Consider the following 25036-nt stretch of genomic DNA (forward strand, 5'->3'; position numbering starts at 1 on the left):
TGGTAATGATCGGGGGTGCCACTCTACTCGGCATCATCATCATCACCTTCCTGCTGAAAATGTATCGCCGCGCCTCGAAGGAAATTGCCTTCGTGCGGACCGGCGTGGGCGGCGAAAAGGTCGTGATGAACGGGGGCGCACTCGTGCTGCCCGTCTTCCACGAAACCATGCCGGTCAACATGAACACGCTGGTGCTTTCGGTCATCCGCAGGGATGGCGAAGCACTCATCACGCTCGACCGCCTGCGGATCGATGTGAAGGCGGAATTCTACGTCCGCGTGAAGCCCGACAGCGATGCCATCGCCATGGCCGCGCAGACGCTCGGCCAGCGCACCATGCAGCCGGAAATGCTCAAGGACCTAGTCGAGGGTAAGTTCGTCGACGCGCTGCGCAGTGTGGCTGCCGGCATGACGATGAACGAGCTGCACGAACAGCGTGCCGACTTCGTCCAGAAGGTGCAGCAGGTGTCGTCGAACGACCTCGCCATGAACGGCCTGGAGCTGGAATCGGTCTCGCTGACCGGTCTCGACCAGACGAGCATCGAGCACTTCAACGCCAACAACGCCTTCGACGCCGAAGGTCTGACCAAGCTGACCGAGCAGATCGAGGCGCGCAAGAAGCTGCGCAACGACATCGAGCAGGACACGCGCGTGCAGATGGAGACGAAGAACCTCGAGGCGGATGCCAAGAGCTTCGAAATCGGGCGCGACAAGGAATATGCCCGCCTCCAGCAGGAGCGCGAGGTGGAAGTCCGCCGCGCCGCGCAGACCGCGGAAATCGCCCGCGAACAGGCAGAGCGCAGCCGCGAGGCTGACTCGGCCCGGATCGAGGCGAAGAAACAGGTCGATGCGCAGCAGATCGAAGCCGACCGTCTCGTCGAAGAGGCGCGGATCGACCAGCAGCGTGCGCTCGAAATCGCCCGGCAGGAGCAGCAGATCGCGGTCCAGAACAAGAGCCGCGAGGAAAGCCAGGCCAAGGCAGAGGCTGACGAAGCCCGCGCCAAGGCAGTCGCTGCCGAAGAGCAGGTCGCAACCAGCCGCGAAACCGAGATCGCAGAGCGTGACAAGCGCATCCAGCTGATCGAGGCATCTAAGCAGGCCGAACGCGAAGCGATCCAGGTCAAGGTGGAAGCCGAGGCCGAAAAGGACGCCGCCACCAACCGCGCCGAAGCGCTGCGTCTCGAAGCGCAGGGTGAGGCCGAGGCCGAGAAGCTGCGGGCCGAAGCGGCACGCGTGCGCTTCGAAGTCGAGGCAGCCGGTCAGAAGGCGATCAACGAGGCGGCCAACATCCTGTCCTCGGACCAGATCAGCCTGCAGACCAAGATGGCCCTGCTCAAGGTCCTGCCCGAACTGGTCAAGGAAAGCGCCAAGCCGATGGAAGCGATCGAGAGCATCAAGATCGTCCAGGTCGACGGGCTCACCAATGGCGGCGGCAAGTCGTCGGGCGGTACGGCCGGTGTCGGCGGCGGATCGGGCAATCTCGCGACCGATGCGGTCAGCGCCGCGCTTGCCTACCGCGCCCAGGCTCCGGTGCTCGACGGGCTGATGAAGGAACTGGGCCTCGACGGCTCCAGCCTCAACAGCCTGGTCAAGGGCCCGGCCGAGCAGACCGGCGGCTTCGAAGTGGAAGACGCGCCCGAGCCGAAGAAGGAAGACGCTCCCAAGGCGCTTCCCGCCAACGGCAAGGACGCAGGCAAGAGCAAGGACAGCGGCGAAAGCCCCAAGGCCGACGCCTGATCCACTCTGCGATCTGACGGGAAAGGGGGCGCTTCGGCGTCCCCTTTTTTATTGCGCGGGGCGATCACCTCGTCCTAACCGCCGCGCATGAGCACAACGCCCGAATGGATGATGCCGCCCGAATGGGCCCCGCAGGACTGGCTGTGGATCGGCTTCCCGCACGATCCGCAGGAATGGCCCGAAGTCCTGCCAAGGGCGCAGGAGCAGATCGCGGCCTTCGCCAATGCCGTGGCCGACAGCGGTCAGGAAGTCCGCCTGCTGGTGCGCGACGATGCGAACGAGGCGCGCGCACGCCAGCTGGTCGGCGGGAACGTCACGCTGGAGCGACGTCACTATGGCGATGTCTGGCTGCGCGACACCGGGCCGCTGGTCGTCTCGAACCGCGACGGCGAGCGTGCGGCCCGCCGCTTCGGCTTCAACGGCTGGGGCGGGAAGTACCTGATGGACGGCGACCAGACCGTCGGTGCGCAGCTGGCCGAAGACGAGGGCCTGCCGCTGCAAACGGCGGACTGGATCCTCGAAGGCGGCGCGGTGGACGGCGACGGGACCGGCCTCGTCGCGACGACCGAGCAATGCCTGCTCAACCCCAATCGCAATCCGCAGCTCTCGCGCGAAGAGATCGAGCAGCGTCTCGAACGCGATCTCGGCTTCACCCGCGTACTGTGGCTCGGCGACGGGCTGATCAACGATCACACGGACGGCCATGTCGACAATCTCGCCCGCTTCGTTGCGGCCAATACGCTCGTCATCCCCCGCGCCACCGGCAGTGCCGATCCCAATGCGGAGATCTATGCCGATGCGCGCCGCAGGGCGGAAGCGGCAGGCGTTTCGGTGGTCGAAATCCCCTCGCCCGGCCTCGTGACCAGCGGCGACCATGTCGAGCCGGCGAGCTACGTGAATTTCGCCATTACCAGCCACCTCGTAGTGGTGCCCACCTTCGGCAGTCCGTACGACGAGGAAGGCGTGGCGGCGATCGGCGCGCTGTTCCCGGATCGCGCGACTATCGGCCTGCCGGGCGATGCCGTGCTTGCCGGCGGCGGCGGGTTCCACTGCGCCAGCCAGCAAATGCCCTCTGCCGGATGGAAGCCTTAACGCTTCGTTAGGGTTTGGCCGCGAGAATGGGGCCATGGCAAAGGCTATCGCTCTCGCACGCACCCACGTTCCGGCATTCCCGCTGGCAGAGGCTGCGCGCGCGCTTATCGTAAGCGGATGCGGCTTTGCCCTGGTCCTCGCCGGACCGGCGCTACCCTTCTAACAGTTTCCAGACCGCACCGGCTGCCGCGCCTCCCAGCACGAGGGCGACGCTCACCTGCCATTGGCGCGATGTGACGCGCCCGAAGGCTGCGTGGCCCATGAGATCGCCGACCAGCACTGCCGGGAAGAGCAGCAGGGCAAGCAAGACCTCGCGCATCCCGCCGACACCGAGCGCGATGAATAACGCAGATGATAGCGGCGTCAGCACCAGGAAAATCGCCATCATCGAAGCTCGCGCCTCGCGCGGGGGGAGGCGGCCGCGCAGGTAGAAGGGCGCCATGCCCGGCCCCGGCATTCCGGCGAAGCCTCCGAAGAAGCCGGTGAAGAAACCCGACAGCCCCATGGCAGGCTTGCGCGGCATGGCGATCTTGCCGAGCGGCACGACGACCAGCACAAATGCGCCAAGCGAGACGAGCGCAATCAGGAGCCGCGCCCAGTCCGCGCTCAGCGTGACGAGCGCCCACAGGCCAAGCGGCATGAAGGCCAGCGCCAGCAGTGTGATCGGAATGGCCGAACGGTCGGCCTCGCGCCGGATGCGCCCGATGTCGGTCAGGCCGATCAGGAACAGCGAGATATTGCCCACCAGCACCGCTTCACGCGGAGCTATGGTCAGCGCGAGCACGGGCACGATCACGACCGACAGCCCGAACCCGGCAAGCCCGCGCACGAATCCCGCCGCAAGCGCAGTCAGCAAGGCAATACCGATCGCTTCGAGGGGCAGGCCGAGCATCTAGAGCAGCCTCAGGAACGCAGCCAGAGCGGCTCCGGCGAGAACTACGCCGACGAAAGTTCGCCAGACCGGGTCGGGCATCCTTCCCGAAGCTCTGTCGCCCAGCTTGTTGCCGATCAGAACGGCCGGGAACAGGCCGAGGGCGAGCAGTGCCAATTGCCAGTCCAGCACCTCCAACACCGCGCCAGTCGCAAGTCCGGCAAAAGGGGCAATGGTGAAGATCAGCATCATGCTGGCCTTGGCGGTTTCGCGCGGGATGTCGCGTCCGACATAATAGGGCACGACCGGCGGGCCCGGCATTCCGGCATAGCCCGTCATCAGCCCGCTCACCACGCCGACCCCGCCGGTTGCCACCATGCCCGGTTGTGCCGCCGGACGCCGCGGGAGCAGTACGGCGAGAAATGCCGAGAAAGCGATCAGCGCCACGATCAGTCGCGCTACGCTCGGCGTGGTCAGTGACAGCGCGATGAAACCGAGGGGGGCCGTCAAGAGAACGATACCCGCGATGATCCAAGCCGAACGTTCGGCTCCGCGAACCAGTCTTACGATCTCTGACATACCGATGAAGATCGAGAGAAAGTTCGCCAGCAGCACCGCGTCAATCGGCGTCAGCGCCAAGGCGAGTACAGGCACGAGCAGGATCGCCATGCCGAATCCCGTAAGCCCGCGCACGTATGCGGAACCGAAGGCCGCTGCCAGTGCGGCGATAAGTTGCCACGGCTCGTAGGCCGTGAACAGGTCCATCGCGTCAGTCCCGCAGGTCCGGCGGCGTGGCTTCGGCCTTAAGCATCGCAATCGCTTCCTCGAGCGGCATCACCTTCTGGTGCTGCTGCCCGAGCGTGCGGACGGCGACCGTGCCCTCCTCGGCTTCGCGCATGCCCACCACCAGCAGGTGCGGGACCTTGGCGACCGAGTGTTCGCGGACCTTGTAGTTGATCTTCTCGTTGCGAAGGTCGCTGTCGACGCGGATGCCCGCCGCCTTGAGCTTGGCAACGGCTTCCTTGGCATAGCCATCGGCATCCGAGACGATCGTCGCGACGACGGCCTGCGTCGGGGCGAGCCAGACCGGCAGGCGCCCGGCGAAGTGTTCGATCAAGATGCCGATGAACCGCTCGTAGGAACCGAAGATCGCACGGTGCAGCATGACCGGGCGATGCTTTTCGCCGTCTTCGCCGATGAAGCTTGCATCGAGGCGCTCGGGCAGCACGCGGTCGCCCTGGATCGTGCCGACCTGCCAGGTGCGGCCGATGGCATCGGTAAGGTGCCATTCGAGCTTGGGTGCATAGAAAGCGCCTTCGCCCGGCAGTTCTTCCCAGCCGTATTCCTCGTTCGCCATGCCCGCTTCGGCCACGGCATCGCGCAGTTCCTGTTCCGCCTTGTCCCAGTCCGCTTCGCTGCCGAAGCGCTTTTCCGGGCGCAGGGCGAGCTTGACGTGATAGGTGAAGCCGAAGTCGCGATAGACGCTGTCGGCCAGCTTGCAAAAGGCGCGCACTTCCTCGACCACCTGGTCTTCGGTGCAGAAGATATGCGCATCATCCTGCGTGAACTGGCGTACGCGCATGAGGCCATGCAGCGCGCCATGCGGCTCGTTGCGGTGGCAGCAGCCCATTTCGCCAAGGCGGATGGGCAGTTCGCGATAGGACGTGATGCCCTGCTTGAAGACCAGCACATGGGCCGGGCAGTTCATCGGCTTGATCGCCATCCAGTCGGCATCGGGCGCGACCGAGGGGTTGGCCGGGCCATCCCCCAGCTCATCCACTTCGGGCACCATGTCGGGTACGGCGAACATGTTCTCGGCATATTTGCCCCAGTGTCCGGACTGCTCCCACTGGCGCACGTCCATCAACTGCGGCGTCTTGATTTCCTGGTAGCCCGCACCATCCATCTTGCGGCGCATGTACGCTTCCAGCTCGCGCCAGATCATGTAGCCGTTGGGGTGCCAGAAGACGCTGCCGTGCGCTTCTTCCTGCAGGTGGAACAGGTCCATCTCGCGGCCCAGCTTGCGGTGGTCGCGCTTGGCCGCTTCTTCCAGCCGCGTGAGGTGGGCGTTCAGCTGCTTCTTGTTGAGCCAGCCCGTGCCGTAGATGCGCGTGAGCTGCGGATTGTTCTGGTCGCCGCGCCAATAGGCACCGGCAACGCGCGTCAGCTTGAACGCCTGCGGATCGAGCTTGCCCGTCGAGGCGAGGTGCGGTCCGCGGCACATGTCGAGCCAGTCTTCACCCGACCAGTAAACCGTCAGTTCCTCGTTTTCGGGAAGTTCCTTGGCCCATTCGGCCTTGAAAACCTCGCCTTCCGCTTCCCACTTGTCGATCAGCTGCTGGCGGCTCCACACTTCGCGCTTGAGCGGCTTGTCGGCCTTGATGATGCGGCGCATTTCTTCCTCGATCGCGGGGAGGTCGTCCATCGAGAACGGCTCGCGCGTATCGGGCGCTTTCACATCGTAATAAAAGCCATCGTCCGTCGCCGGACCGAAGGTGATCTGTGTACCGGGGAAGAGCGACTGAACCGCTTCTGCAAGGACGTGCGCGAAATCGTGGCGCGCCAGTTCCAGCGCGTCTTCCTCGTCGCGGCTCGTCACCAGCGCCAGTTCCGCATCGCCTTCGAAGGGGCGGTTAATGTCGCGCAGCTCCCCATCGACGCGCGCGGCAATAGCGGCCTTGGCAAGGCCCGGACCGATCGCGGCGGCGACATCGGCAGGCGTGCTGCCGGGTTCCATCTCGCGCACCGAACCATCGGGCAGGCTGATCTTGAGCAGTTCCGTCATTCTATCCGTCCGTTATCCTGGCGCGGCCTTCCGTGACCCGCCTCGGTATGTCGAGGCCCATGGCACAGCTAGGCGCGCGCTTGAAGCGGCGTTTACGAGAAATTCGATTTCGGGAGGAAACGCCGACCGCCCGAAACCGGGCGGCGGAGCGCTACGTCAGGACGCGCGCACCCGCCCCCGGTCGCCCGGGGTGGTGGTAGTGGTTGTCGTGATGCGCTGGTGCGTCATGGATCCGGAAATAGCGACGACAGGTTAAAATCTCAACCGAGATCGAGCGTACGCGCTCCCGCAAGGGTGGAGAGGCGCTTCGTCGCGACGACTTCGGGCCCCTTCTCACGTACCGAGGACAGGAAGCGGTATTCGCTCGTCGCACGCGTCGGCGTGAGTTCGACAGCCATGTAACCGCGGCGCGAGGCGTCCATCCATTTGAGCTCCGGATTGCGGGCGACCATGGCCGCACTGACATCGCCGGGCGCCAATTGCGGCAAATACCCTTCGAAGCCGGGGGAGGTGACCGACTGGCCGCCGAATTCGACGCCGACCTTCTCGCCTTCGTGGGCAAGGTCGAAAGCCCATGCGTTGTGGGTATCGCCCGCGAGGCTGACGAGATTAGCGTCCGCCGCAAGAGCCGCTTCGTAAAGACGGGCGCGGGCTGCCGGATAACCGTCCCACGCGTCCATATTGAGCGGAAGGCCGGCGCGCGAGGCAATGGCGCCTGCGACCACGCGGCGCATGATGTAGTCGGGCAGTCCTTGCGGCAGGGCGTCGGTTAGCGAGGTGGCGGAGGCGGTCTTGCCCATCAGGACCTGCTGGACGAGCACCTGCCACGTCTTCCCGCCCTTGGCCGAGCGCATGAGACCATTGCCGAGCCAGGCCTGCTGTGCGGCGCCGAGCACTTCGCGCGTGGGGTCGCGATAGCTCTCCTCACGGAATGCGGTGAGCGCGGCGACGCCCTGTTCGGGAGAAGCCATTCCGCGCAGCAGCGTGCCGTAATCGAACTGCTGTGCGCGCGCCGACAGGCGGGTTTCGAGGCGGAACAGGGTCGCGAGATCGCCAATCTCGTATTCGGCCCAGTTTTCATCGGAGACGGGCATCCATTCGCGATAGGCTTTCATGGCGGCGGCCTTGCGTACGCTCCACTCGCCTTCGGTCTCGCTCTGGTGGTTTTGCGCGCCGCCTTCCCAGCTGTCGTTTGCGCTCTCGTGGTCGTCCCAGCCAGCGATCATCGGATAGATCTGGTGGATGCGGCGCAGGTCCGGATCGCTGCGATACTGGGCATAGCGCGCGCGGTATTGCGCAAGGGCCACCGTTTCGGATTGCGGATCGAGCGGAGCGCGGGTGCCGAGCCACTCGCTCTCCGAAGGATAGGTGCCTTGTCCGTATTCGTAGAAATAGTCGCCGAGGTGCAGCGTGCAGTCGAATTCGTTCGTCGCGGCTGCGTGCGCGTAGGCGTTGAACCAGCCGAAGCCTATGTTGGAGCAGGAGAAGACCGCCATCTTCCAGCGCGCGGTCGGCCCTTCGGGAAGGGTGCGCGTGCGACCGATGTCGGAGTGGCTGCCGTCAGGCGCAGTGAAACGGAAATAATACCAGCGTCCCGGCGCGAGCCCGTCGGCCCACGGCTTGGCGCACCCGTCATTGGCGGGGCTCGCCGTGACGGAGCCCGAAGCGACGGGGGAAGCAAAGGAGGCCGTCTCGCTCATTTCCCAGGTCAGCGGGACGTCCTGATCGGCTGCGTAACGCGTCCACAAAAGGACGCGCGAGGCCCCCGGCTCACCGCTGGCCACACCATGCGTGAAGCCGCGCGCTCCGCCGGCGGCACATAGGGGCGCCGCAGCGAGGCCTGCACCCAGCAGCCCGCCCTTGAGCAATTGCCTGCGATCGAGCGGCAGGATCGGCGCAGTTACGGGCGGTTCGGTCTTGATCATCGAATAGGTCCTCTCTCCTCCTTCCATGACTGCGCCGGATGGCAGGCAGATGACAAGTAGAAAGAGGCGATGGAAAGGACGCCCCGGCCTGTGGGTCGGCCTGTTCTTCGTCAGCGCCGGAGTCATCATCGCGCTACGCCTTAGCTGAGCGATCGAAGAGGTGTGGGATTCATTCTACTCGCCCTGCGCTCAAGATAGCCGATGTATTCGGGACACAAATCGAAGATATATTCCAGCGCGACTGACCCTTTGCCTTGACTTGCGGGCCCCTGCTTTGAAAAACCGGACGCGGACGGGTTATCGATTACAATTTTTACAAGCGGGGGGTCGCTCACAATATGGAACAGGCACCGATCGAGGCGGAAAGCGCCTTCGGTTTCGACGGCAATTGGCAGGACTTCGCGAAAATCGCGTTCCCGAACCTGCTGCTGACTATCGTTACGCTGGGAATTTACCGCTTCTGGGCGACCACGCGAGAGCGGCAATACCTTTGGGCGCATAGCCGCTTTGTCGACGAGCGTCTCGAATGGACCGGCACCGGCAAGGAATTGTTCGTCGGCTTCGTGCTGGTTTTCATCCTCTTCATTCTCCCGCTATCGCTCTTCAGCTTCGTCCAGCAGGGCCTGATTGCCCGCGGGTACGAAGTGGTGGCGATGGTTCTGACCTTCGTGATCTTCTTTGGTTTCTTCTACCTCACCGGCGTCGCGAGATTCCGCGCGCTGCGGTATCGCCTTTCGCGCACGCGCTGGCGTGGCATCCGTGGGGGCAGCAACCACCAGGGCTTCCGTTACGGCTTGTCCTATATGTGGAAGACGATTGTCGGCTACATCCCGCTCGGCCTGCTCGTACCCTGGTCGATGACCAGCCTGTGGAACGAGCGCATGCGCAAGATGAGCTTCGGTCCGCACGAGTTCGATGCCCATGCCGACAGCTCCAACGTCTTCGCGCGCTACCTCCTCTTCTATCTCGCCCCGATCATCTTTTTCATCGGCGGGATTGCGGCGGGCGCCATGGGCATGATCGCCGGACAAAGCCTTGGCGGCGACCAGGGAGCCGGCATCGGCATGGTCGGCGCGGTGGTATTCCTGGTCCTGTTCTTCTACCTCGGTCTCGGCCTGATCGCCGTGGCGTTCTTCGCGAAATTCTATCGCGAAGTCGTCGGCAGCACGACCTGGGGCAACCTCAATTTCAGCTTCGAGGCATCCACCATGGACTGGGTCAAACTGCTGATCGTGGATGCGCTGCTGGTGGTCTTCACCGCCGGCATCGGCTTCATCTTCCTGAGCTATCGCCACTGGAAATTCTTCATGGTGCACCTTGAAGCCAATGGCGAAATCCTGCTCGACGAACTCACCCAGTCGACCACGACCACCGCCAAGCACGGCGAGGGTCTGCTCGACGCGTTCGACATAGGCGCGATCTGACATGACCGACGCGTCCTTCCGCACTCCGGCCCAATGGTATGATGGCCACAATGCCATCCGCCACGAGGGCGAAGCGATCTGGAGCGAGGAGGACACGCTCCTCCTCGCAGGCGCAACCGGCACGATGGAGGTCCCCTTCGCCGACCTCGAATGGGGCGAAAATCGCGGCGGGGAGAATGTCTACCGTCGCCAGAGCGAACCCGACTTCCGCCTCATGGTACCGGAGGATTTGCCTCCCGGCCTCGCCTCGCGGCTGCCTGCGAAGGCGACCTATGGTGCGTGGGTCGACAATCTCGGCCTGCCCAAGGCGGCCGCCCTTTTCGCCCTCGTCAGCGCCGCTGCCGTAACCTTGTTCATGACCGCTCCCGAATGGCTGGGCCCGCGCGTTCCCGAAAGCTGGGAGCGGCAGATGGGCGATGCAATGATCGGCGACTTCGGCGGACGACTGTGCAGCACGCCGGAAGGCGATGCAGCCATGGCGAAACTGCTCGATGCGGTCGATCCGGAACGCGAGCAGGTGCGTGCCAATGTGGCGAATATCGACATGGTCAACGCCGTCGCATTGCCCGGCGGACGGGTCCTTCTGTTCGATGGTCTGGTGCAGGACGCCGAAACGCCCGAGGAGCTTGCAGGCGTGCTCGGGCACGAAGTCGGTCATGTCCGCGAACGCCACGTCATGACCGCGCTGCTCAGGCAGTTCGGCCTGTCCATCCTGCTTGCCGGTGCAGACAGCGGCTTCGGCGATACGCTCTTCGGCGTCGCCCAGATGGGCTATTCGCGCGACGCGGAGCGCGAGGCTGACGCCTATTCGAGAGCCCGCATGGCCGAAAGCAATGTCTCCCCGCTCGGCGCGGCAAAGTTCTTCGAACGGCTCGGCGGCGATCATGAAGAAGGCGAGAGCCTGGGGATTTCCGGATGGATCGCCAGCCACCCCGCTCCGGGAGAAAGGGCGCGCGCCTATCGCGAAGCGGCCAAGGGCAAGACCTTCACCCCCGTGCTCACAGCGGCGGAATTCGAAGCCATCAAGTCGATGTGCGAACAGGACCCCGACGTCGAGGAGTTCGAATTCTTCTAGGCTTGCAATGCCGCGCGCGCAGGCCGACATCGTGACGCATGAACGATATCCAGTTTCATGCCATGCCGGACGGACGCCGGATCGCATTCCGCCACACGCCGGGTAACGGACCCACGCTGGTATTCCTGCCGGGCTACATGTCGGACATGGACGGCAGCAAGGCGACCGCACTCTATGAATGGGCGAAGATGCGCGGCCATGGCTGCCTGCTGCTCGATTACTCGGGTTGCGGCCGCAGCGACGGCGATTTTGCAGATGGCACGCTGTCCGGATGGCGCGACGAAGTGGTCGCCCTGATCGAAGCCCGGGTGCAGGACCGGTTCATCCTGATCGGATCGTCCATGGGCGGCTGGCTCATGCTCCTCGTCAGTCTCGCGCTCGAGGAACGCCTTGGAGGTATCGTCGGCATCGCCTCCGCACCCGATTTCACCGACTGGGGCAGGGACGCGGCCGAGAAGGCGAGGCTGCAGGCGGGCGAAACCGTCTTCGACAAAAACCCCTATGGCCCCGAGCCGACACCGATGCACGGCGCCTTCTGGGCCGACGGGCAGGCCCAGCGGCAACTGACAGGAAGGATCGCGATCGATGCGCCGGTGCGCCTGCTTCACGGCCAGCGCGATGCCGACGTGCCGTGGGAAATCAGTGCGCGGCTCGCCGAGGCCCTGCGTTCGGACGACGTTCAAGTCACTTACATCAAGGACGGCGACCACCGCTTGTCGCGGCCGCAGGATATTGCCTTGCTGCTACGCACGATTGGCGGACTACTCGACGATCTGGAAGCCGAATGACCCTTAGCCTTGCCCCTCTCGCCCTTCTTTTCATGCAGGTCGGTCCGAACCCTTCCGCAGGCGCCATGCCGGGCATCCCGGATGAGTTGGCGAACCGGCCGCCGCGAGCCGAAGTTTCCGAGCCGCAGGTACAGCCGCGTCTTGCGACCTGCCTGCGCCAGGCGGCGAATACACCCGATGCGGCACTCGACTATGCGCAGGGCTGGCGCGAGACGGCAGAAACCGACCTCGAAATGGCGCAATCGGCGCATTGCCTCGGCCTTGCGCTCGTCCAGCTCGATCGCATGGGGGAAGCGCGCGAGATCTTCGAACTCGCCAGCGCAGAAGCGCCTGCAGACAACCTTGCCTATGCCGCCCGGCTGAATGCGATGGCAGGCAATGCGGCCCTCGCTGAAGGCGACATGGAAAATGCTCTCGTCCTCCTCGACCGGGCAGGCGGACAGGCACTTGCGGCACCCGACGGGGCCCTTGCCGCCGACCTTCGCGTCGATCTCGCCCGCGTGCTCGTGCGCATGGGCCGTCAGGAAGACGCGGCAGAAGCTTTGTCCGAAGCGCGCGAGGCCGATGGTGACGATGCGCAGGCATGGCTGCTCTCGGCGACCCTGTCACGTCGGCTGTCGCGCCTCGGCGAAGCGCAGCAGCAGATTGAAAGGGCCGTACTCCTTGCCCCCCGCAACCCGCAGGTCGGGCTGGAAGCAGGCGTCATAGCCGCGCTGTCCGGCCGCGAGGAGGCTGCGCGAAAGAGCTTCCAGTCCGTGCTCGACGTCGCGCCGGACAGTCCGCAGGCCGATCAGGCGCGCGAATATCTCGCGCAGATCGCACCGGCAGAATGACCGCCTTTTCCGTCCTCGATCTCGTTCCCGTCCGTGAAGGCGGAACCCTTGCGGAAGCCTTCGAAGCCGCGACCCGGTTGGCGCAGGCCGCCGAAAGCCTCGGTTGCGCGCGCTATTGGGTGGCCGAGCATCATGCGATGGAAGGCATCGCTGGCGGGGCCACTTCCGTGGTCCTCGCGCATATCGGTAACGCGACGGACACGATCCGGATCGGCTCGGGCGGCATTATGCTGCCAAATCATACCCCGTTCCAGATTGCCGAGCAGTTCGGCACGCTCGACGCGCTGTTTCCCGGGCGGATCGACCTGGGGTTGGGCCGAGCACCGGGAGCGGGTCCGGAGCTTCAGCGCGCCTTGCGCAAGGACCTGAACCGGGCCGCGGAAATGTTTCCGCAGGACGTGGTGGAGTTGCAGGCGCTGATGCGCGGGGACACCACCATCCATCCGACACCGGGCCTTGGCGCCAAGCCCGAATTCTGGATGCTCGGGTCCAGCCTGTTCGGCGCGCAGCTGGCTGCCAGGCTGGGGCTGCCCTATGCTTTCGCAAGCCATTTCGCCCCCGATCACCTCGACGCGGCGCTCGAAATCTACCGCCGTGATTTCGAACCTTCGGACCAGCTCGACGCGCCCTATGTGATGGCGGCAATGAACCTCTTCTGCGCGGAGACGGAAGAAGAGGCGGAGACGCTCTCGACCTCGCAACTGCAGGCTTTCGTCGCCCTGCGGACCGGTTCACCCGCAAAGCTCAAGCCGCCGGTGGCCGGTTATCGCGAGAGCCTTCCTGCCCCTGCGCAAGCCATGCTCGCTCATATCGGGCAAGCCAGCGCGGTCGGTACGCCCGCTCAATGCGCGGACACGATACGCTCGTTCATCGCACGCACCGGAGCGGACGAGATCATCTTCGCCGGACCGACCTTCGACCCGCAGGAACGCGTCACCTCGCTCTCCCGCGCGCTTTCGGCACTCGGCTGACAAGTCCGCTTCGACGCTACGGAACCGAGGAACGCATACGATTGCGCCTTTTCCTTTTGGTTAGCCTTGCGAGGGCGCGACAACGGGCCTAATCGCGAGCCAGCGCGTCGCCGAAGACGACTCGGAAATTTCACGGGTGCGAAAGTATCGTACGCCGCAAGCGAGAGGCCTTTCATGGGTTCCACAGCCGCCAAGGCAAGCCAGAGCATGTCCCCCCAAGCCAAGGCCATCGCGCAGCACATGCGTGAATCCCTGCTTCCCGGCGACACTCCGATTGATGACGAACACCTGTTCGAAGCAGCCGCTTTCCTTGCCGAAACTGCCGAGAAGCGCGCTGCGGGCGAACCCGCCATCGCGATCCAGTCGATCAGCGACGACCGCCGCTATACGCGCATTGCGATCATCAATGACGACATGCCGTTCCTGGTCGATTCCACTGCGGCGGCAATCGCTGCAATGGGCCTTGCCATCGATCGCCTGATCCACCCGGTCGTCCCGGTCGAACGGACCAGCGATGGCGCACTCAGCAAGGTCATAAAAGGCGAGCCGGAAGAGGCTTTCTGGGAATCGATGATCTACCTCGAGGCGCCGCGCGTCGACGCCAAGCGCAGGCAGTCAATCGAGGAGACCCTGCTGGAAACGCTCGCCGACGTCCGGGCCGCCGTGTGCGATTGGCCAAAGCTCCAGGAAGCGATGGGCGCCGATGTCGCCCGGGTCGATAATGAAGAAGGCGCCGCGCTGCTCGAATGGCTGAATTCGGGCATGCTTACCCAGTTGGGCCATGTCGTTCGCAAACGCGACGGATCGCAGGAAAACGAGCTTGGCATCTGCCGCACTTCCTCCCGCCAGCTGCTGGTCGATGCCAGCTACGAGCGGGCCTTCGCCTGGTTCGAGGGCAAGGGCGAAGCACGCACGCCGCTGATCATCAAGGCGAACCACATGGCTCGCGTCCACCGCCGCGTGCCGCTCGACCTGTTCATCGTCCCGATCCGCGACGGCAAGAAGGTTACGGCTCTTTCGGTCCACGCCGGTGTCTGGACAAGCGCGGCAATCGCCTCGCCTCCGCGCAGCGTCCCCATCCTGCGCGAACGGCTGGACGCCATCCGCGACGAATTGAATTTCGACGACACCGGCCATGCCGGCAAGGCGCTGGTCCACGCCCTGACGGCCCTGCCGCACGATCTCGTGATCGGCTTTTCCGAAGAAGACACCGCGCGCATCGCCACCACCATGATGAGCCTGGTCGACCGGCCTCGCCCGCGCCTGGCCCTGGTCGAAGCGCCCTTGGCCCGCCACCTCTTCGCCTTCGTATGGATGCCACGCGACATGCTCGCCACGCAGGTGCGCTTGCAGATTCTCGGCCTGCTCGAAGAAGGCGCGAAAGCGCGACTGCTGGACTGGAGTCTCGAGGTCGAAGGCGGCAATCTCGCCATGTTGCGGTTCGTCCTCGACATTCGCGAAGGCGCCCAGAAGCCCGACGAAGCGGCTCTCGAAAAACAGCTCCAGACCCTGCTTCGCGGATGGAGCGAAGCAGTCGAAAACGAATTGCTCGCCTTCGAGGAAAAGGGGCGCGCAGCGGCCCTGGCACTGCGTTTCGCAGAAGCTTTCCCGACCGCCTATCGCGCGCGCTTCGGCCCTCGCGAGGCGGCCGAAGATATCGCCCGCCTGCGCGCGCTCGGCCATCACGCCGATGACGAGGACGAGGCGCCCCACCGCGGTGCCCGCCTTTACCTGTGCGAGCGTGACGACGAGCGCTGCCTGCGCCTGAAATTGTACCAGGCCGAGGGCAGCCTGCCGCTATCCGATGCCGTCCCCGCATTGGAAAACTTCGGCTTCCACGTGCGTTCGGAAATGCCGACGGTGCTCGAAGAAGGACGCTTGGGTACGATCCACGATTTCGCACTGCAGCTTGCCCCCGGGCTCGATGCTGACGACCTGATCGAGCGGGCTGAAGGCATCGAGGATGCGATCGGCGCCGTGCTCAACGAGCAGGCGGAGAACGACGTCTTCAACCGCCTTGTCGTCGAAGCCGCGCTGGACGCTCACCAGACCGAATGGCTGCGCGCTTTCTATCGCTACCTGCGCCAGATCGGGATGGGGTTCACGATCTACACGGTTGTTGATGCGCTGGCGAAATCGGCGGACATCACCCGCGCCCTCATCGACCTGTTCACCGCACGGCACGATCCGGACTTCGACGGCAACCGCGAGGAAGCGGCCAAGGAAGCGAGCGACGCGATCCGGCGCGCGCTGACCAAGGTCAAGGCGATCAACGACGACCGCCTGCTCCGCCTCTACAAGGCGTTGATCGATGCCATCCTGCGCACCAATGTCTTCGCGCCGGCAGCCAACGAGGCGCTGGCATTCAAGATCGACAGCTCGATGGTGCCCGGACTTCCCAAGCCCGTGCCATGGCGCGAAATCTTCGTCTATTCGCGCCGCGTCGAGGGCATCCACCTGCGCTCCGGCCCGGTCGCTCGCGGCGGCCTGCGCTGGTCCGATCGCCGGGACGACTTCCGCACCGAAATCCTTGGCCTGATGAAGGCGCAGCGCGTGAAGAACGCCGTGATCGTACCTGCGGGCGCGAAGGGCGGTTTCTACCCCAAGCAATTGCCCGATCCGTCCATCGATCGCGATGCCTGGGCTGCAGAGGGCAAGGCCAGCTACGAAGTCTTCATCCGCAGCCTGCTGTCGGTCACCGACAACATTGTCGACGACAAGGTCGTGCACCCTGACAATGTCGTGATCACCGACGGCGAGGATCCCTATTTCGTCGTGGCCGCCGACAAGGGCACGGCCAGTTTCTCCGACGTCGCCAATGCGATCGCCGAAAGCCGCGACTTCTGGCTCGACGATGCGTTCGCCAGCGGCGGCTCGAAGGGCTACGACCACAAGGCCATGGGCATCACGGCCAAAGGCGGCTGGGTCAGCGTGCAGCGCCACTTCCTCGAAATGGGCATCGACGTGCAGACCGATTCCATCGAGGTCGTGGGATGCGGGGATATGTCCGGTGACGTGTTCGGAAACGGCATGCTGTTGTCCAAGGCCATCAAGCTCGTCGCGGCCTTCGATCACCGCCACATCTTCCTCGATCCCAATCCCGATCCGGCCAAGAGCTGGAAGGAAAGGAAGCGCCTTTTCGAAATGACCCGCTCGAGCTGGGCGGATTATGACGAAGACCTGATCTCTCGTGGCGGCGGTGTCTATCCGCGCGATGCCAAGACCATCAAGCTATCGAAAACGATGCAGGGCGTGCTCGGCATCGAACAGGACGAGATCGAGCCCGAAGCGCTGATCTCGGCGATCCTCAAGGCACCGGTCGACCTGATCTGGTTCGGCGGTATCGGCACCTACATCAAGGCCAGCAGCGAGAATAACGTCCAGGTCGGCGACCCGGCCAACGACGCTCTGCGCGTCGACGGCAAGGACCTGCGCGCCAAGGTTATCGGCGAAGGCGCTAACCTCGGCACGACGCAGGCCGGGCGCATCGAATATTCGCTCGGCGGCGGGCGTTGCAATACCGATTTCATCGACAATTCCGCCGGGGTCGATTGCTCGGACAACGAGGTCAACATCAAGATTGCCCTCGCTGCTGCCAAGCGCGCGGGCCGCCTGTCCGAACCCAAGCGCGTTGAGCTGCTGGAAGAGATGACCGACGAGGTTTCGGATCTTGTCCTGGAAGACAATCGCTTGCAGGCGCTGGCCCTCTCCATTGCCGAAAAGGGCGGCGCGAGGGCCATGGCGTCCCAGCTGCACCTGATCGAAACGCTGGAAGACGGCGGCAACCTCGATCGCAAGACCGAAGGCCTGGCCGACAACCAGACGCTTCAGCGCAGGGCTGCCGACGGCATCGGTCTGACGCGCCCCGAACTGGCAGTGCTGCTGTCGTCGGCCAAGCTGGTGCTTCAGGACGCGATCCAGACCAGCGACCTGCCGGACGATCCGATCCTGCACGACCTGCTCATGCGCAGCTTCCCCGAACCGATGCGCGGCAAGTTCCGCAAGCAGATCGAAAACCATCGCCTGCGCCGCGAAATCATCGCGACCAAGCTCGCCAACGCGATGGTCAACCGGATCGGGATCATCCACCCGTTCGAGCTGGCCGAAGAAGAAGGGGTCGAACTTTCCGAAGTCGCCGGTGCCTTCGTCGCGGCCGCGCATTTGTTCGATCTCAGGACGATCTGGAACGAGCTGGACAATGCCAAGATCGACGAGACCGCGCGTCTCCTGCTGTTCGATCGCCTTGCCGCAGCCGTCGGCAATCTGATGTCCGACGTCCTGCGCACCGCTGCCGGGCGCGTGCGTCCCGCGGAGATGGTCGAGGAGCTTGGCAAGAACGTCGCCCTGCTCGTAAAGTCGACCGACCAGCTGCTCGGCTCGCAGCTCAAGGACCAGTCACAGGACCTGCACGAGACCTTCACTGACGCAGGGGCGAACGATGCGATCGCTTCAAGGATAACGCACATCTTCAATCTCGACGGGTCGGTCGGCCTGGCCAAGTTGGCTGCCGATACGGGCCTCGATCCGGAACCGTTGACGCTAGGCTTCACCGACATTGGTGCGAGCCTCGGGATCGACTGGGCGCAGGGTACTGCTGCCCTGATGAACCCGTCGGATGTGTGGGAACGCCTGCTCGTCTCCGGGATCGCGCGCGATTTCCAGCAGATGCGGCTTGACCTGCTGCGCCGCCTCTCGCGCCGCAAGGATGCGAAGGAAGACATGCGCGGCGTCGTCCAGGCCTGGGCTGCGGACCACCAGTCGGCGATGCGGCAGTTCCGCTCCATGATCGAGCGAGCCCAGTCGCAAACCCCGGTTGCACCGGCCATGCTGGCGCAAATTGCCAGCATGGCGCGCAACCTGCTGGCGCGTTGATCCGGCGCAGGAATGCTTGACCGCGTGAGAGTTTAGCGCCAGCCCTGCGCGTCATGGAGCATTACGACGTCGTCATCGTGGGTTCGGGTCATGGCGGAGCGCAGGCTGCTATCGCGCTACGCCAGGCGGGGCATGAGGATACGATCCTCATGGTCAGCCGCGACCGCAACCCGCCTTATGAGCGCCCGCCATTGTCGAAGGATTATCTGGCGGGCGACAAGCCCTTCGAGAAAATCCTGATCCGACCGGAACAGTTCTGGGCCGATCGCAACGTGACCTTGCGCCTCGGCGCGAATGCGAACGAGATCGATCCGCGTTCGCACACCATCGCATTGTCAGACGATACCAAGGTGACGTACCGCAAGCTTATCTGGGCCGGTGGCGGCGATGCCCGGCGCCTGTCATGCCCGGGTGCGGATCTGGCTGGCGTCCATACTATCCGCGGACGCCGTGACACCGATGCCCTAAAGGCCGAACTGGAAGGCGGCACCAGGCGAGCGGTAATCGTGGGCGCAGGCTACATCGGGCTCGAAGCCGCTGCCGTATTGCGTAAGCTAGGCTGCGACGTTGCCGTAATCGAGATGCAGGACCGCGTCCTCGCGCGGGTTGCCGGAGCGGAACTGTCGGGCTTTTACGCTGCCGAACATCGCGCCCACGGGGTCGACCTGCGGCTAGAAACAGGCGTGGAACGCATCGAAGGCGACGACGGACGCGTAACCGGCGTGACCCTCACCACCGGAGAGACCATTCCCTGCGACATCGTGATTGCAGGGATCGGCATCGTGCCTTCGGTCGGGCCGCTGATTGCGGCAGGCGCCGCAGGCAGCAACGGAGTGGACGTCGACACCTACTGCCGCACTTCGCTCGACGATATCTACGCCATCGGTGACTGCGCCGCGCATGCCAATCCCTATGCGGACAACGCGGTCATCAGGCTGGAATCGGTCCAGAACGCCAATGACATGGCAACCGTCGCCGCAAAGGCGATCATGGGCGACAAGCAGGATTACGACGCCGTCCCCTGGTTCTGGTCGAACCAGTACGATTTGCGTTTGCAGACCGTCGGCATTTCCACCGGCCACGATGCCTGCGTACTGCGGGGCGATCCTGCCGACCGGAAGTTCGCCATGATCTACCTCAAGGAAGCCTGCGTCATCGCGCTCGATTGCGTCAACAATACCCGCGATTACGCGCAGGGACGCAAGCTGGTGGAAGCGCGGGCGGAGGTCGATCCCGACCTTCTCGCCGACACCGGGGTCCCGCTCAAGGAGATGCTCTGAACCGCGCGGCTGCCCAGTCGGCCGCATCGCTCACTGCCGGATCGGGGTCCCCGCGAAGCGCCTCGACCAGTGGAGCCAGCGACGCGCTCCCGCTGTTTCCTGCGGCGTAAAGGCAATTGCGCACAAAGCGGTCGCGCCCGATCCGCTTGATCGGCGAGCCCGAGAAGAACTGGCGAAACCCTGCATCGTCGAATGCGAGGAAGCGCGCGAGATCGGGGGCCTGCAATTCCTCGCGCGGGGCAAGCTTCAGATGCCGGTGCGCGCTGTCCGCAAACTTGTTCCACGGGCACACCGCAAGGCAATCGTCGCAGCCGTAGATGCGATTGCCCAGCGCTTCGCGAAACTCTTCCGCGATCGGTCCCTTGTGCTCGATCGTCAGGTAGGAAATGCACCGGCGCGCATCGAGCCTGTAGGGTGACGGGAAGGCGGCGGTCGGACAGGCATCCTGGCAGGCGCGGCACGACCCGCACATATCCCTGCCCGGCGCATCGGGTTCGAACGGCAGGGTCGAATAGATAGCACCGAGGAACAGCCAGCTGCCATGCTCGCGGCTGACCAGATTGGTGTGCTTGCCCTGCCAGCCGATACCGGCGGCTTCGCCCAAGGGCTTTTCCATGACCGGCGCTGTATCGACGAAGACCTTGAGCTCGCTGTCCGGCTCCCGCTCGATGAGCCAGCGCGCCAGAGCCTTGAGCGCCTTCTTCACGACGTCATGATAGTCACGTCCCTGGGCATAGACCGAGATCCGCGCCTTATCGGGATCGCCCTCTAGCGCCAGCGGATCGACATCGGGCGCATAGCTCATGCCCAGCGCAATCACGCTGCGCGCTTCCGGCCACAGGCCCTGCGGAAAAGCGCGCTGCTCCTTTCGCGCCTCCATCCACTCCATCGAGCCGTGCCTGCCCTCGCCCAGCCACTCTTCGAGCCTCTCTGTACGCGAGCGATCCTCGCCCGCAGAAGTGAAGCCGCATGCAGCGAAGCCGAGCGTGCGCGCTTCCTTGCGCAGATCTTCCTGCAGGGCCTTCAAAGAGGGGTTCTTAACCAAACTTGCTGTTGCTCCCGTTCACTCGGCGCGGTTAACGCTGGTGCATGCTTACCGAGCCGAACGCCAAGCCGCGACCCCTGACCGACACGTCGCCCCCACTTGCCATAGAAGCAAAGGGCCTGGTCAAGCGGTTCGACGACACGCTTGCCGTGGACGGGGTGGATATCAGCGTTCCTGAAGGCGCGATCTACGGCATTCTGGGGCCCAATGGAGCGGGCAAGACCACCACCCTGCGCATGCTGCTCGGCATTATCGATCCCGACGAGGGGGTACGCCGCATTTTCGGCCATGAGCGCCCACACGAGATAGCACGCCTGATCGGTTACTTGCCCGAGGAGCGTGGCCTGTATCCCGCGATGAAATGCGATGAAGCCATCGGTTTCCTCGGCGCCTTGCGTGGCCTCCCTGTCGAGGAAGGCAAGCGGCGCGGGCGCGAGATGATGGAAGCGCACGGCCTCGGCCACGCCATCGACCGGCAGATCCGTCAGCTGTCCAAAGGCATGGCGCAGACGGTGCAATTGCTCGGAAGCCTTGTTCACAAGCCGAAGCTGGTAGTGCTCGACGAACCCTTCAGCGGTCTCGATGCCATCAACCAGGGCAAGCTCGAAGGCATGATCCGCGAGCTGGCCGACGATGGGACAACCGTCATTTTTTCGACCCATGTCATCCATCACGCTGAAAGGCTGTGCGACGACGTGGCGATCATCGCAGGCGGCAAGGTGCCCTATGCCGGATCGGTGGACGCTGCGCGCGACCGGATTCCTGCGCAAGTGCGACTGGAGACAGCCAATGGCGGCGGGGAATGGCGCTCCGCCCTGCCCGACGATGCCCGCCACGACGCGAAGGCGCATGGTGGCCACTTCTGGTATTTCCCCGTGCCCGAGAGCGGGATCGAGGCGCTGCTCAAACGGCTAATAAAAGGAGGCGCTGGCATTCTCTCGCTATCGATAGAACGGGCCGGACTTCACGATGCCTTCGTGGAGATAGCCGGTGAAGCGGCGGCGCGAGCGCTCGACGAAGACGCGGCAGGAGATCTGGCATGAGCGACAATGCAAGCAGGCTTCCGCTCTGGCGCGCGGCGCTGGTCATGGCGCGGCGGGATTTCAGGGCAATCCTGTTCTCCAAGGCCTTCCTCTTCTTCCTGCTCGGCCCGATCTTCTTCGGAGCGATCAGTGCGACCGCCGGTGCACTGGGCGCCAAGGCTGCAGAGAGTTCCGATCCGCCAAAGCTGGCGGTAGCCTTGTCCGATGCCGAGAATGCTGCCTTCGCAAGGGCGCATGAGCATCTGGCCGAAGCAGTGGGTCTGCCAGCGATCGTGACAGTGCCGGAGAGCGACCAGAGAGATGCGGCCGAATTGCTGGCCGACAAATCGGACAATTTCGGCGCGGTCCTGACAGGGTCGCTAGAGACCCCGAAATTGACAGGCACCGAGGAACGGATCGCGCGATGGCAGGGTGAGGTCGCCCTGCTCTCTGCGCAGGCGCTTGGCGGTTCGAGCGCGGAATTGCCGGAAGTGAGCCTCTCGCCGACGCAAACCAGCGTCGCGACAATCCGTAGCGCCCAGACGGCAACCGCCACCGGGGCGATCACGCTCCTGTTCCTCCTGACCATGCTGCTCGCCGGGATGGTCTTGTCCAACCTCGTCGAGGAGAAGGCCAACAAGATCATCGAAATCCTGGCTGCTGCCATTCCGATGGAAGCGGTTTTCTATGGCAAGCTTTTCGCCATGCTGGCGGTCAGTTTCGTCGGCATCGCGGTCTGGGGCGGCATTGCGCTGCTGGTCCTGACCCTTGGTAGCGCCGCGCTCGGCCCGATACCGGAGCCTGCCGTGGGCTGGCCACTCTTCGTGATCCTGTTCGTGACCTATTTCGCCACGGCCTATCTTTTGATCGGCTCGATCTTCCTCACGATCGGATCGATGGCTCCGACCGTGCGCGATGTGCAGACGCTGTCGATGCCGGCAACGATCCTGCAACTCGCCGTGTTCTTCCTCGCCACCTACTCGCTCAGCGATCCCGGGTCGGCGGCGGAGATTTTCGCGGTGCTTTTCCCGGTCTCCTCGCCCTATGCGATGGTTGCCCGCGCGGCACAGTCGCCGGTCCTCTGGACCCACGCCGCAGCGCTTGCCTGGCAGCTGCTCTGGGTCGCGATCTTCGTGAAGACGGGTTCCGGCCTGTTCCGCAAGCTGGTCATGAAGTCGGGCACCGGAGGCGGCACGGCGAAGCCACGCTTTTCCTTGCGCAGGGCTACGCGCCCGTAATTGCGTCGCATTGATGCAATCTTGCGAAAGGGGGGCGATTTAGGTTCCGTTTTGCAACGCACTATTGACACGCATGTCAGTTAGTTCAGGATGCACCGCAGAGGATAACGGCAGAGACTCGGCAAAGAGTCCGCCAAAACGGAGAGAGATATGGCCACCATCGCCCCGCAGCGACCCGAAGTCCGTTCGAGCCCGACCGCCTACGAAGCGCTGACCAAGCACTTCGAAGAGCATCCCGAACAGCGGCTCCAGCACACGCACAAGTGGGACGTCAGCCGGAGCGATATCTATTACGAAAACACCTGGCATCCCATCTTCAAGGAGATGCGCGAAGCCGGGCCTCTGCACTATATCGAGGACAGTCCGTTCGGCCCCTACTGGGCGGTCGTGCAGCACAAGGCGATCCAGCATATCGAAGCCTTGCCCGAGATCTTCTCGTCCAGCTGGGAATATGGCGGCATCACGATCCTCAACCGGCTTACCGAAGAAGAGCTGGCCGAAAGCGGTGTCGACCGGCGCGAATTGCCGATGTTCATCGCCATGGACCGGCCGCAGCACACGGGCCAACGGCGCACCGTCGCCCCCAAGTTCACGCCGAGCGGCATGGCCGAAATGGAAGGCGAAATCCGCCAGCGCACCGGTGAGTTGCTCGATTCCCTACCCCGCGGGGAAGTCTTCGATTGGGTCGACAAGGTATCGATCGAACTGACCACCGGCATGCTTGCGATCCTGTTCGGCTTCCCCTGGGAAGACCGTCGCCTGCTCACCTTCTGGTCCGACTGGTCGGGCGATACCGAACTCGCCAGCGTGCGCGAACTCGACGAGATGCGCTGGGGCTTCCTCCACGAAATGGGGGCTTATTTCCAGTCGCTGTGGGTCGAACGCACGATGGACAAGGAGCCGGGCGATGACCTGATCTCCATGATGATCCACTCCGAAGCGATGAACCAGATGCGGCCCGAGGAATTCATGGGCAATCTGGTGCTGCTGATCGTCGGCGGCAACGACACGACCCGCAATTCGATGAGCGGGATCATCTACCAGCTCGACAAGAACCCCGACCAGCGCAAGAAGTTCGAACAGAACCCCGACCTCATCCCCAACGCCGTGCAGGAAATCCTGCGCATGCAGACCCCGCTCGCGCATATGCGCCGCACCTGCACCGAAGACACCGAGGTCTTCGGAAAGCAGATCAAGAAGGGTGACAAGGTGGTGCTGTGGTATCTGAGCGCCAATCGCGACGAGCAGGTGTTCGAGAACCCCGACAAGCTAGACTTGGAGCGCGAGAACGCCCGTCGCCACATCGCATTCGGCTACGGCATCCACCGCTGCGTCGGTGCCCGCCTGGCCGAACTGCAGCTGCGTGTCCTGCTCGAAGAGCTGCACAAGCGCCGCATGCGGGTCCACGTGGCTGGCGACATCGAGCGTGTGCGGGCGAACTTCGTCCATGGGTTCCGCAAGCTCGAGGTCGAAATCACCGAATTCTGACGGTGATGCGCCGCAGCGCTTCGTAACCTTTCTGCCGTTTCAAGCGTAAGTTCAGGTGCGCAGGCCTATCGTGCGCGCATGAAACGGAACGACGCCATGACCAACATACCTTCGCGCCGGGGCTTTCTCGGCTGGATCGGTGCATCAGCGAGCTTCGCAGCCCTTGCAGCCTGCGGGTCCGGCCGGGCCGAGGCCAAGAGCTTCCCGGTTTCCCTGAGCGAGGCCCAGTGGCGCAGCAAGCTGACCAAGAGCGAATTCTATGTCCTGCGGCAGGAAGGTACCGAACGGCCCTACTCGTCCCCTCTCAACGAGGAAAAGCGTGCCGGGGTCTTCATGTGCGCAGGCTGTGGCAATGCGCTCTACAGTTCCAAGACCAAGTATGATTCCGGAACCGGTTGGCCCAGTTTCTGGGCGCCGATCGACAAGGGTGCCGTCGGCACGAGCCGGGATTTCAAGCTCGGTTATCCGCGCACCGAAGTGCATTGCGCCGACTGCGGCGGACACTTGGGCCATATCTTTAGCGACGGCCCGCGCCCGACCGGGAAGCGTCATTGCATCAATGGCGTCGCGATGGATTTTCGTCCGGCCTGA

Annotated in this window: 19 protein-coding genes; 14 read left to right on the forward strand and 5 right to left on the reverse strand. The window is 64.1% G+C overall.

Annotated features, from left to right (window positions below):
• Positions 1 to 5: 5 nt before the first annotated feature.
• The 3 genes from LCM24_RS05655 (at position 6) to LCM24_RS13020 (ending at position 2991) form a co-directional block, all read left to right on the forward strand.
• A complete protein-coding gene (locus LCM24_RS05655) occupies positions 6 to 1736 on the forward strand; it encodes a flotillin family protein (RefSeq protein ID WP_412093795.1) in 1731 nt (576 codons plus the stop codon).
• 87 nt (positions 1737 to 1823) lie between these two features.
• Entirely contained in the window at positions 1824 to 2828 is a 1005-nt protein-coding gene (locus LCM24_RS05660) for an agmatine deiminase family protein (protein WP_224803109.1), read from the forward strand.
• Positions 2829 to 2862: 34 nt separating this feature from the next.
• A complete protein-coding gene (locus tag LCM24_RS13020; protein ID WP_263617854.1) occupies positions 2863 to 2991 on the forward strand; it encodes a hypothetical protein in 129 nt (42 codons plus the stop codon).
• Here LCM24_RS13020 and LCM24_RS05665 read toward each other — a convergent pair.
• The 4 genes from LCM24_RS05665 to LCM24_RS05680 form a co-directional block, all read right to left on the reverse strand.
• Positions 2980 to 3720, reverse strand: coding sequence for a sulfite exporter TauE/SafE family protein (locus tag LCM24_RS05665; RefSeq protein WP_224803110.1), 741 nt, complete (start codon positions 3718 to 3720; stop codon positions 2980 to 2982). The genes LCM24_RS13020 and LCM24_RS05665 overlap by 12 nt on opposite strands.
• A complete protein-coding gene (locus LCM24_RS05670) occupies positions 3721 to 4464 on the reverse strand; it encodes a sulfite exporter TauE/SafE family protein (RefSeq protein ID WP_224803111.1) in 744 nt (247 codons plus the stop codon).
• 4 nt (positions 4465 to 4468) lie between these two features.
• Positions 4469 to 6484, reverse strand: coding sequence for a threonine--tRNA ligase (gene thrS / locus LCM24_RS05675; RefSeq protein ID WP_224803112.1), 2016 nt, complete (start codon positions 6482 to 6484; stop codon positions 4469 to 4471).
• A gap of 260 nt (positions 6485 to 6744) precedes the next feature.
• Positions 6745 to 8409, reverse strand: coding sequence for an alkaline phosphatase D family protein (locus LCM24_RS05680; protein ID WP_224803113.1), 1665 nt, complete (start codon positions 8407 to 8409; stop codon positions 6745 to 6747).
• 338 nt (positions 8410 to 8747) lie between these two features.
• On the opposite strand from LCM24_RS05680, the gene LCM24_RS05685 reads away from it, so the two are divergent.
• The 7 genes from LCM24_RS05685 (at position 8748) to LCM24_RS05715 (ending at position 19652) form a co-directional block, all read left to right on the forward strand.
• On the forward strand, positions 8748 to 9833 hold the full coding sequence (locus tag LCM24_RS05685; protein WP_090476871.1) for a YjgN family protein: 1086 nt from the start codon (positions 8748 to 8750) through the stop codon (positions 9831 to 9833).
• A gap of 1 nt (position 9834) precedes the next feature.
• Positions 9835 to 10908 carry a M48 family metallopeptidase gene (locus tag LCM24_RS05690; RefSeq protein WP_224803114.1) on the forward strand — a complete coding sequence of 358 codons (1074 nt, stop codon included), beginning with the start codon at positions 9835 to 9837 and terminating at the stop codon, positions 10906 to 10908.
• Positions 10909 to 10946: 38 nt separating this feature from the next.
• Positions 10947 to 11696 (forward strand): alpha/beta fold hydrolase, encoded by a 750-nt coding sequence (locus LCM24_RS05695; RefSeq protein WP_224803115.1) that lies wholly within the window; start codon positions 10947 to 10949, stop codon positions 11694 to 11696.
• Positions 11693 to 12529 carry a tetratricopeptide repeat protein gene (locus tag LCM24_RS05700; RefSeq protein ID WP_224803116.1) on the forward strand — a complete coding sequence of 279 codons (837 nt, stop codon included), beginning with the start codon at positions 11693 to 11695 and terminating at the stop codon, positions 12527 to 12529. Before LCM24_RS05695 ends, LCM24_RS05700 begins: the two co-directional genes overlap by 4 nt.
• The gene (locus LCM24_RS05705) at positions 12526 to 13500 is read left to right on the forward strand and encodes an LLM class flavin-dependent oxidoreductase (protein WP_224803117.1); all 975 of its coding nucleotides are present in this window, start codon (positions 12526 to 12528) and stop codon (positions 13498 to 13500) included. Before LCM24_RS05700 ends, LCM24_RS05705 begins: the two co-directional genes overlap by 4 nt.
• A 174-nt stretch (positions 13501 to 13674) precedes the next feature.
• Positions 13675 to 18372 carry an NAD-glutamate dehydrogenase gene (locus LCM24_RS05710; protein WP_224803118.1) on the forward strand — a complete coding sequence of 1566 codons (4698 nt, stop codon included), beginning with the start codon at positions 13675 to 13677 and terminating at the stop codon, positions 18370 to 18372.
• 53 nt (positions 18373 to 18425) lie between these two features.
• The gene (locus tag LCM24_RS05715; protein ID WP_224803119.1) at positions 18426 to 19652 is read left to right on the forward strand and encodes an NAD(P)/FAD-dependent oxidoreductase; all 1227 of its coding nucleotides are present in this window, start codon (positions 18426 to 18428) and stop codon (positions 19650 to 19652) included.
• Here LCM24_RS05715 and queG read toward each other — a convergent pair.
• Entirely contained in the window at positions 19636 to 20697 is a 1062-nt protein-coding gene (gene queG / locus LCM24_RS05720) for a tRNA epoxyqueuosine(34) reductase QueG (protein WP_224803120.1), read from the reverse strand. The two genes, LCM24_RS05715 and queG, sit on opposite strands and share 17 nt — an antisense overlap.
• Positions 20698 to 20741: 44 nt before the next feature.
• Between queG and LCM24_RS05725 the strand changes: the two genes are divergently transcribed.
• The 4 genes from LCM24_RS05725 (at position 20742) to msrB (ending at position 25036) form a co-directional block, all read left to right on the forward strand.
• Complete coding sequence (locus tag LCM24_RS05725; RefSeq protein ID WP_224803121.1) at positions 20742 to 21740, forward strand: ABC transporter ATP-binding protein; 999 nt, start codon at positions 20742 to 20744, stop codon at positions 21738 to 21740.
• The gene (locus LCM24_RS05730) at positions 21737 to 22957 is read left to right on the forward strand and encodes an ABC transporter permease (RefSeq protein ID WP_224803122.1); all 1221 of its coding nucleotides are present in this window, start codon (positions 21737 to 21739) and stop codon (positions 22955 to 22957) included. The genes LCM24_RS05725 and LCM24_RS05730 overlap by 4 nt, the downstream gene beginning before the upstream one ends.
• Positions 22958 to 23107: 150 nt before the next feature.
• A complete protein-coding gene (locus LCM24_RS05735) occupies positions 23108 to 24445 on the forward strand; it encodes a cytochrome P450 (protein ID WP_224803123.1) in 1338 nt (445 codons plus the stop codon).
• A 96-nt stretch (positions 24446 to 24541) separates the two neighbouring features.
• Positions 24542 to 25036, forward strand: coding sequence for a peptide-methionine (R)-S-oxide reductase MsrB (gene msrB, locus LCM24_RS05740; protein ID WP_224803124.1), 495 nt, complete (start codon positions 24542 to 24544; stop codon positions 25034 to 25036).

The organism is Qipengyuania aquimaris, assembly GCF_020171965.1.
Classification (GTDB): domain Bacteria; phylum Pseudomonadota; class Alphaproteobacteria; order Sphingomonadales; family Sphingomonadaceae; genus Qipengyuania; species Qipengyuania aquimaris_A.

Coding starts and splice junctions, on each gene's coding strand:
- LCM24_RS05655 (WP_412093795.1), top strand. CDS start 6: ATGATCGGGGGTGCCACTCTACTCGGCATCATCATCATCACCTTCCTG.
- LCM24_RS05660 (WP_224803109.1), top strand. CDS start 1,824: ATGAGCACAACGCCCGAATGGATGATGCCGCCCGAATGGGCCCCGCAG.
- LCM24_RS13020 (WP_263617854.1), top strand. CDS start 2,863: ATGGCAAAGGCTATCGCTCTCGCACGCACCCACGTTCCGGCATTCCCG.
- LCM24_RS05665 (WP_224803110.1), bottom strand. CDS start 3,720: ATGCTCGGCCTGCCCCTCGAAGCGATCGGTATTGCCTTGCTGACTGCG.
- LCM24_RS05670 (WP_224803111.1), bottom strand. CDS start 4,464: ATGGACCTGTTCACGGCCTACGAGCCGTGGCAACTTATCGCCGCACTG.
- thrS (WP_224803112.1), bottom strand. CDS start 6,484: ATGACGGAACTGCTCAAGATCAGCCTGCCCGATGGTTCGGTGCGCGAG.
- LCM24_RS05680 (WP_224803113.1), bottom strand. CDS start 8,409: ATGATCAAGACCGAACCGCCCGTAACTGCGCCGATCCTGCCGCTCGAT.
- LCM24_RS05685 (WP_090476871.1), top strand. CDS start 8,748: ATGGAACAGGCACCGATCGAGGCGGAAAGCGCCTTCGGTTTCGACGGC.
- LCM24_RS05690 (WP_224803114.1), top strand. CDS start 9,835: ATGACCGACGCGTCCTTCCGCACTCCGGCCCAATGGTATGATGGCCAC.
- LCM24_RS05695 (WP_224803115.1), top strand. CDS start 10,947: ATGAACGATATCCAGTTTCATGCCATGCCGGACGGACGCCGGATCGCA.
- LCM24_RS05700 (WP_224803116.1), top strand. CDS start 11,693: ATGACCCTTAGCCTTGCCCCTCTCGCCCTTCTTTTCATGCAGGTCGGT.
- LCM24_RS05705 (WP_224803117.1), top strand. CDS start 12,526: ATGACCGCCTTTTCCGTCCTCGATCTCGTTCCCGTCCGTGAAGGCGGA.
- LCM24_RS05710 (WP_224803118.1), top strand. CDS start 13,675: ATGGGTTCCACAGCCGCCAAGGCAAGCCAGAGCATGTCCCCCCAAGCC.
- LCM24_RS05715 (WP_224803119.1), top strand. CDS start 18,426: ATGGAGCATTACGACGTCGTCATCGTGGGTTCGGGTCATGGCGGAGCG.
- LCM24_RS05725 (WP_224803121.1), top strand. CDS start 20,742: ATGCTTACCGAGCCGAACGCCAAGCCGCGACCCCTGACCGACACGTCG.
- LCM24_RS05730 (WP_224803122.1), top strand. CDS start 21,737: ATGAGCGACAATGCAAGCAGGCTTCCGCTCTGGCGCGCGGCGCTGGTC.
- LCM24_RS05735 (WP_224803123.1), top strand. CDS start 23,108: ATGGCCACCATCGCCCCGCAGCGACCCGAAGTCCGTTCGAGCCCGACC.
- msrB (WP_224803124.1), top strand. CDS start 24,542: ATGACCAACATACCTTCGCGCCGGGGCTTTCTCGGCTGGATCGGTGCA.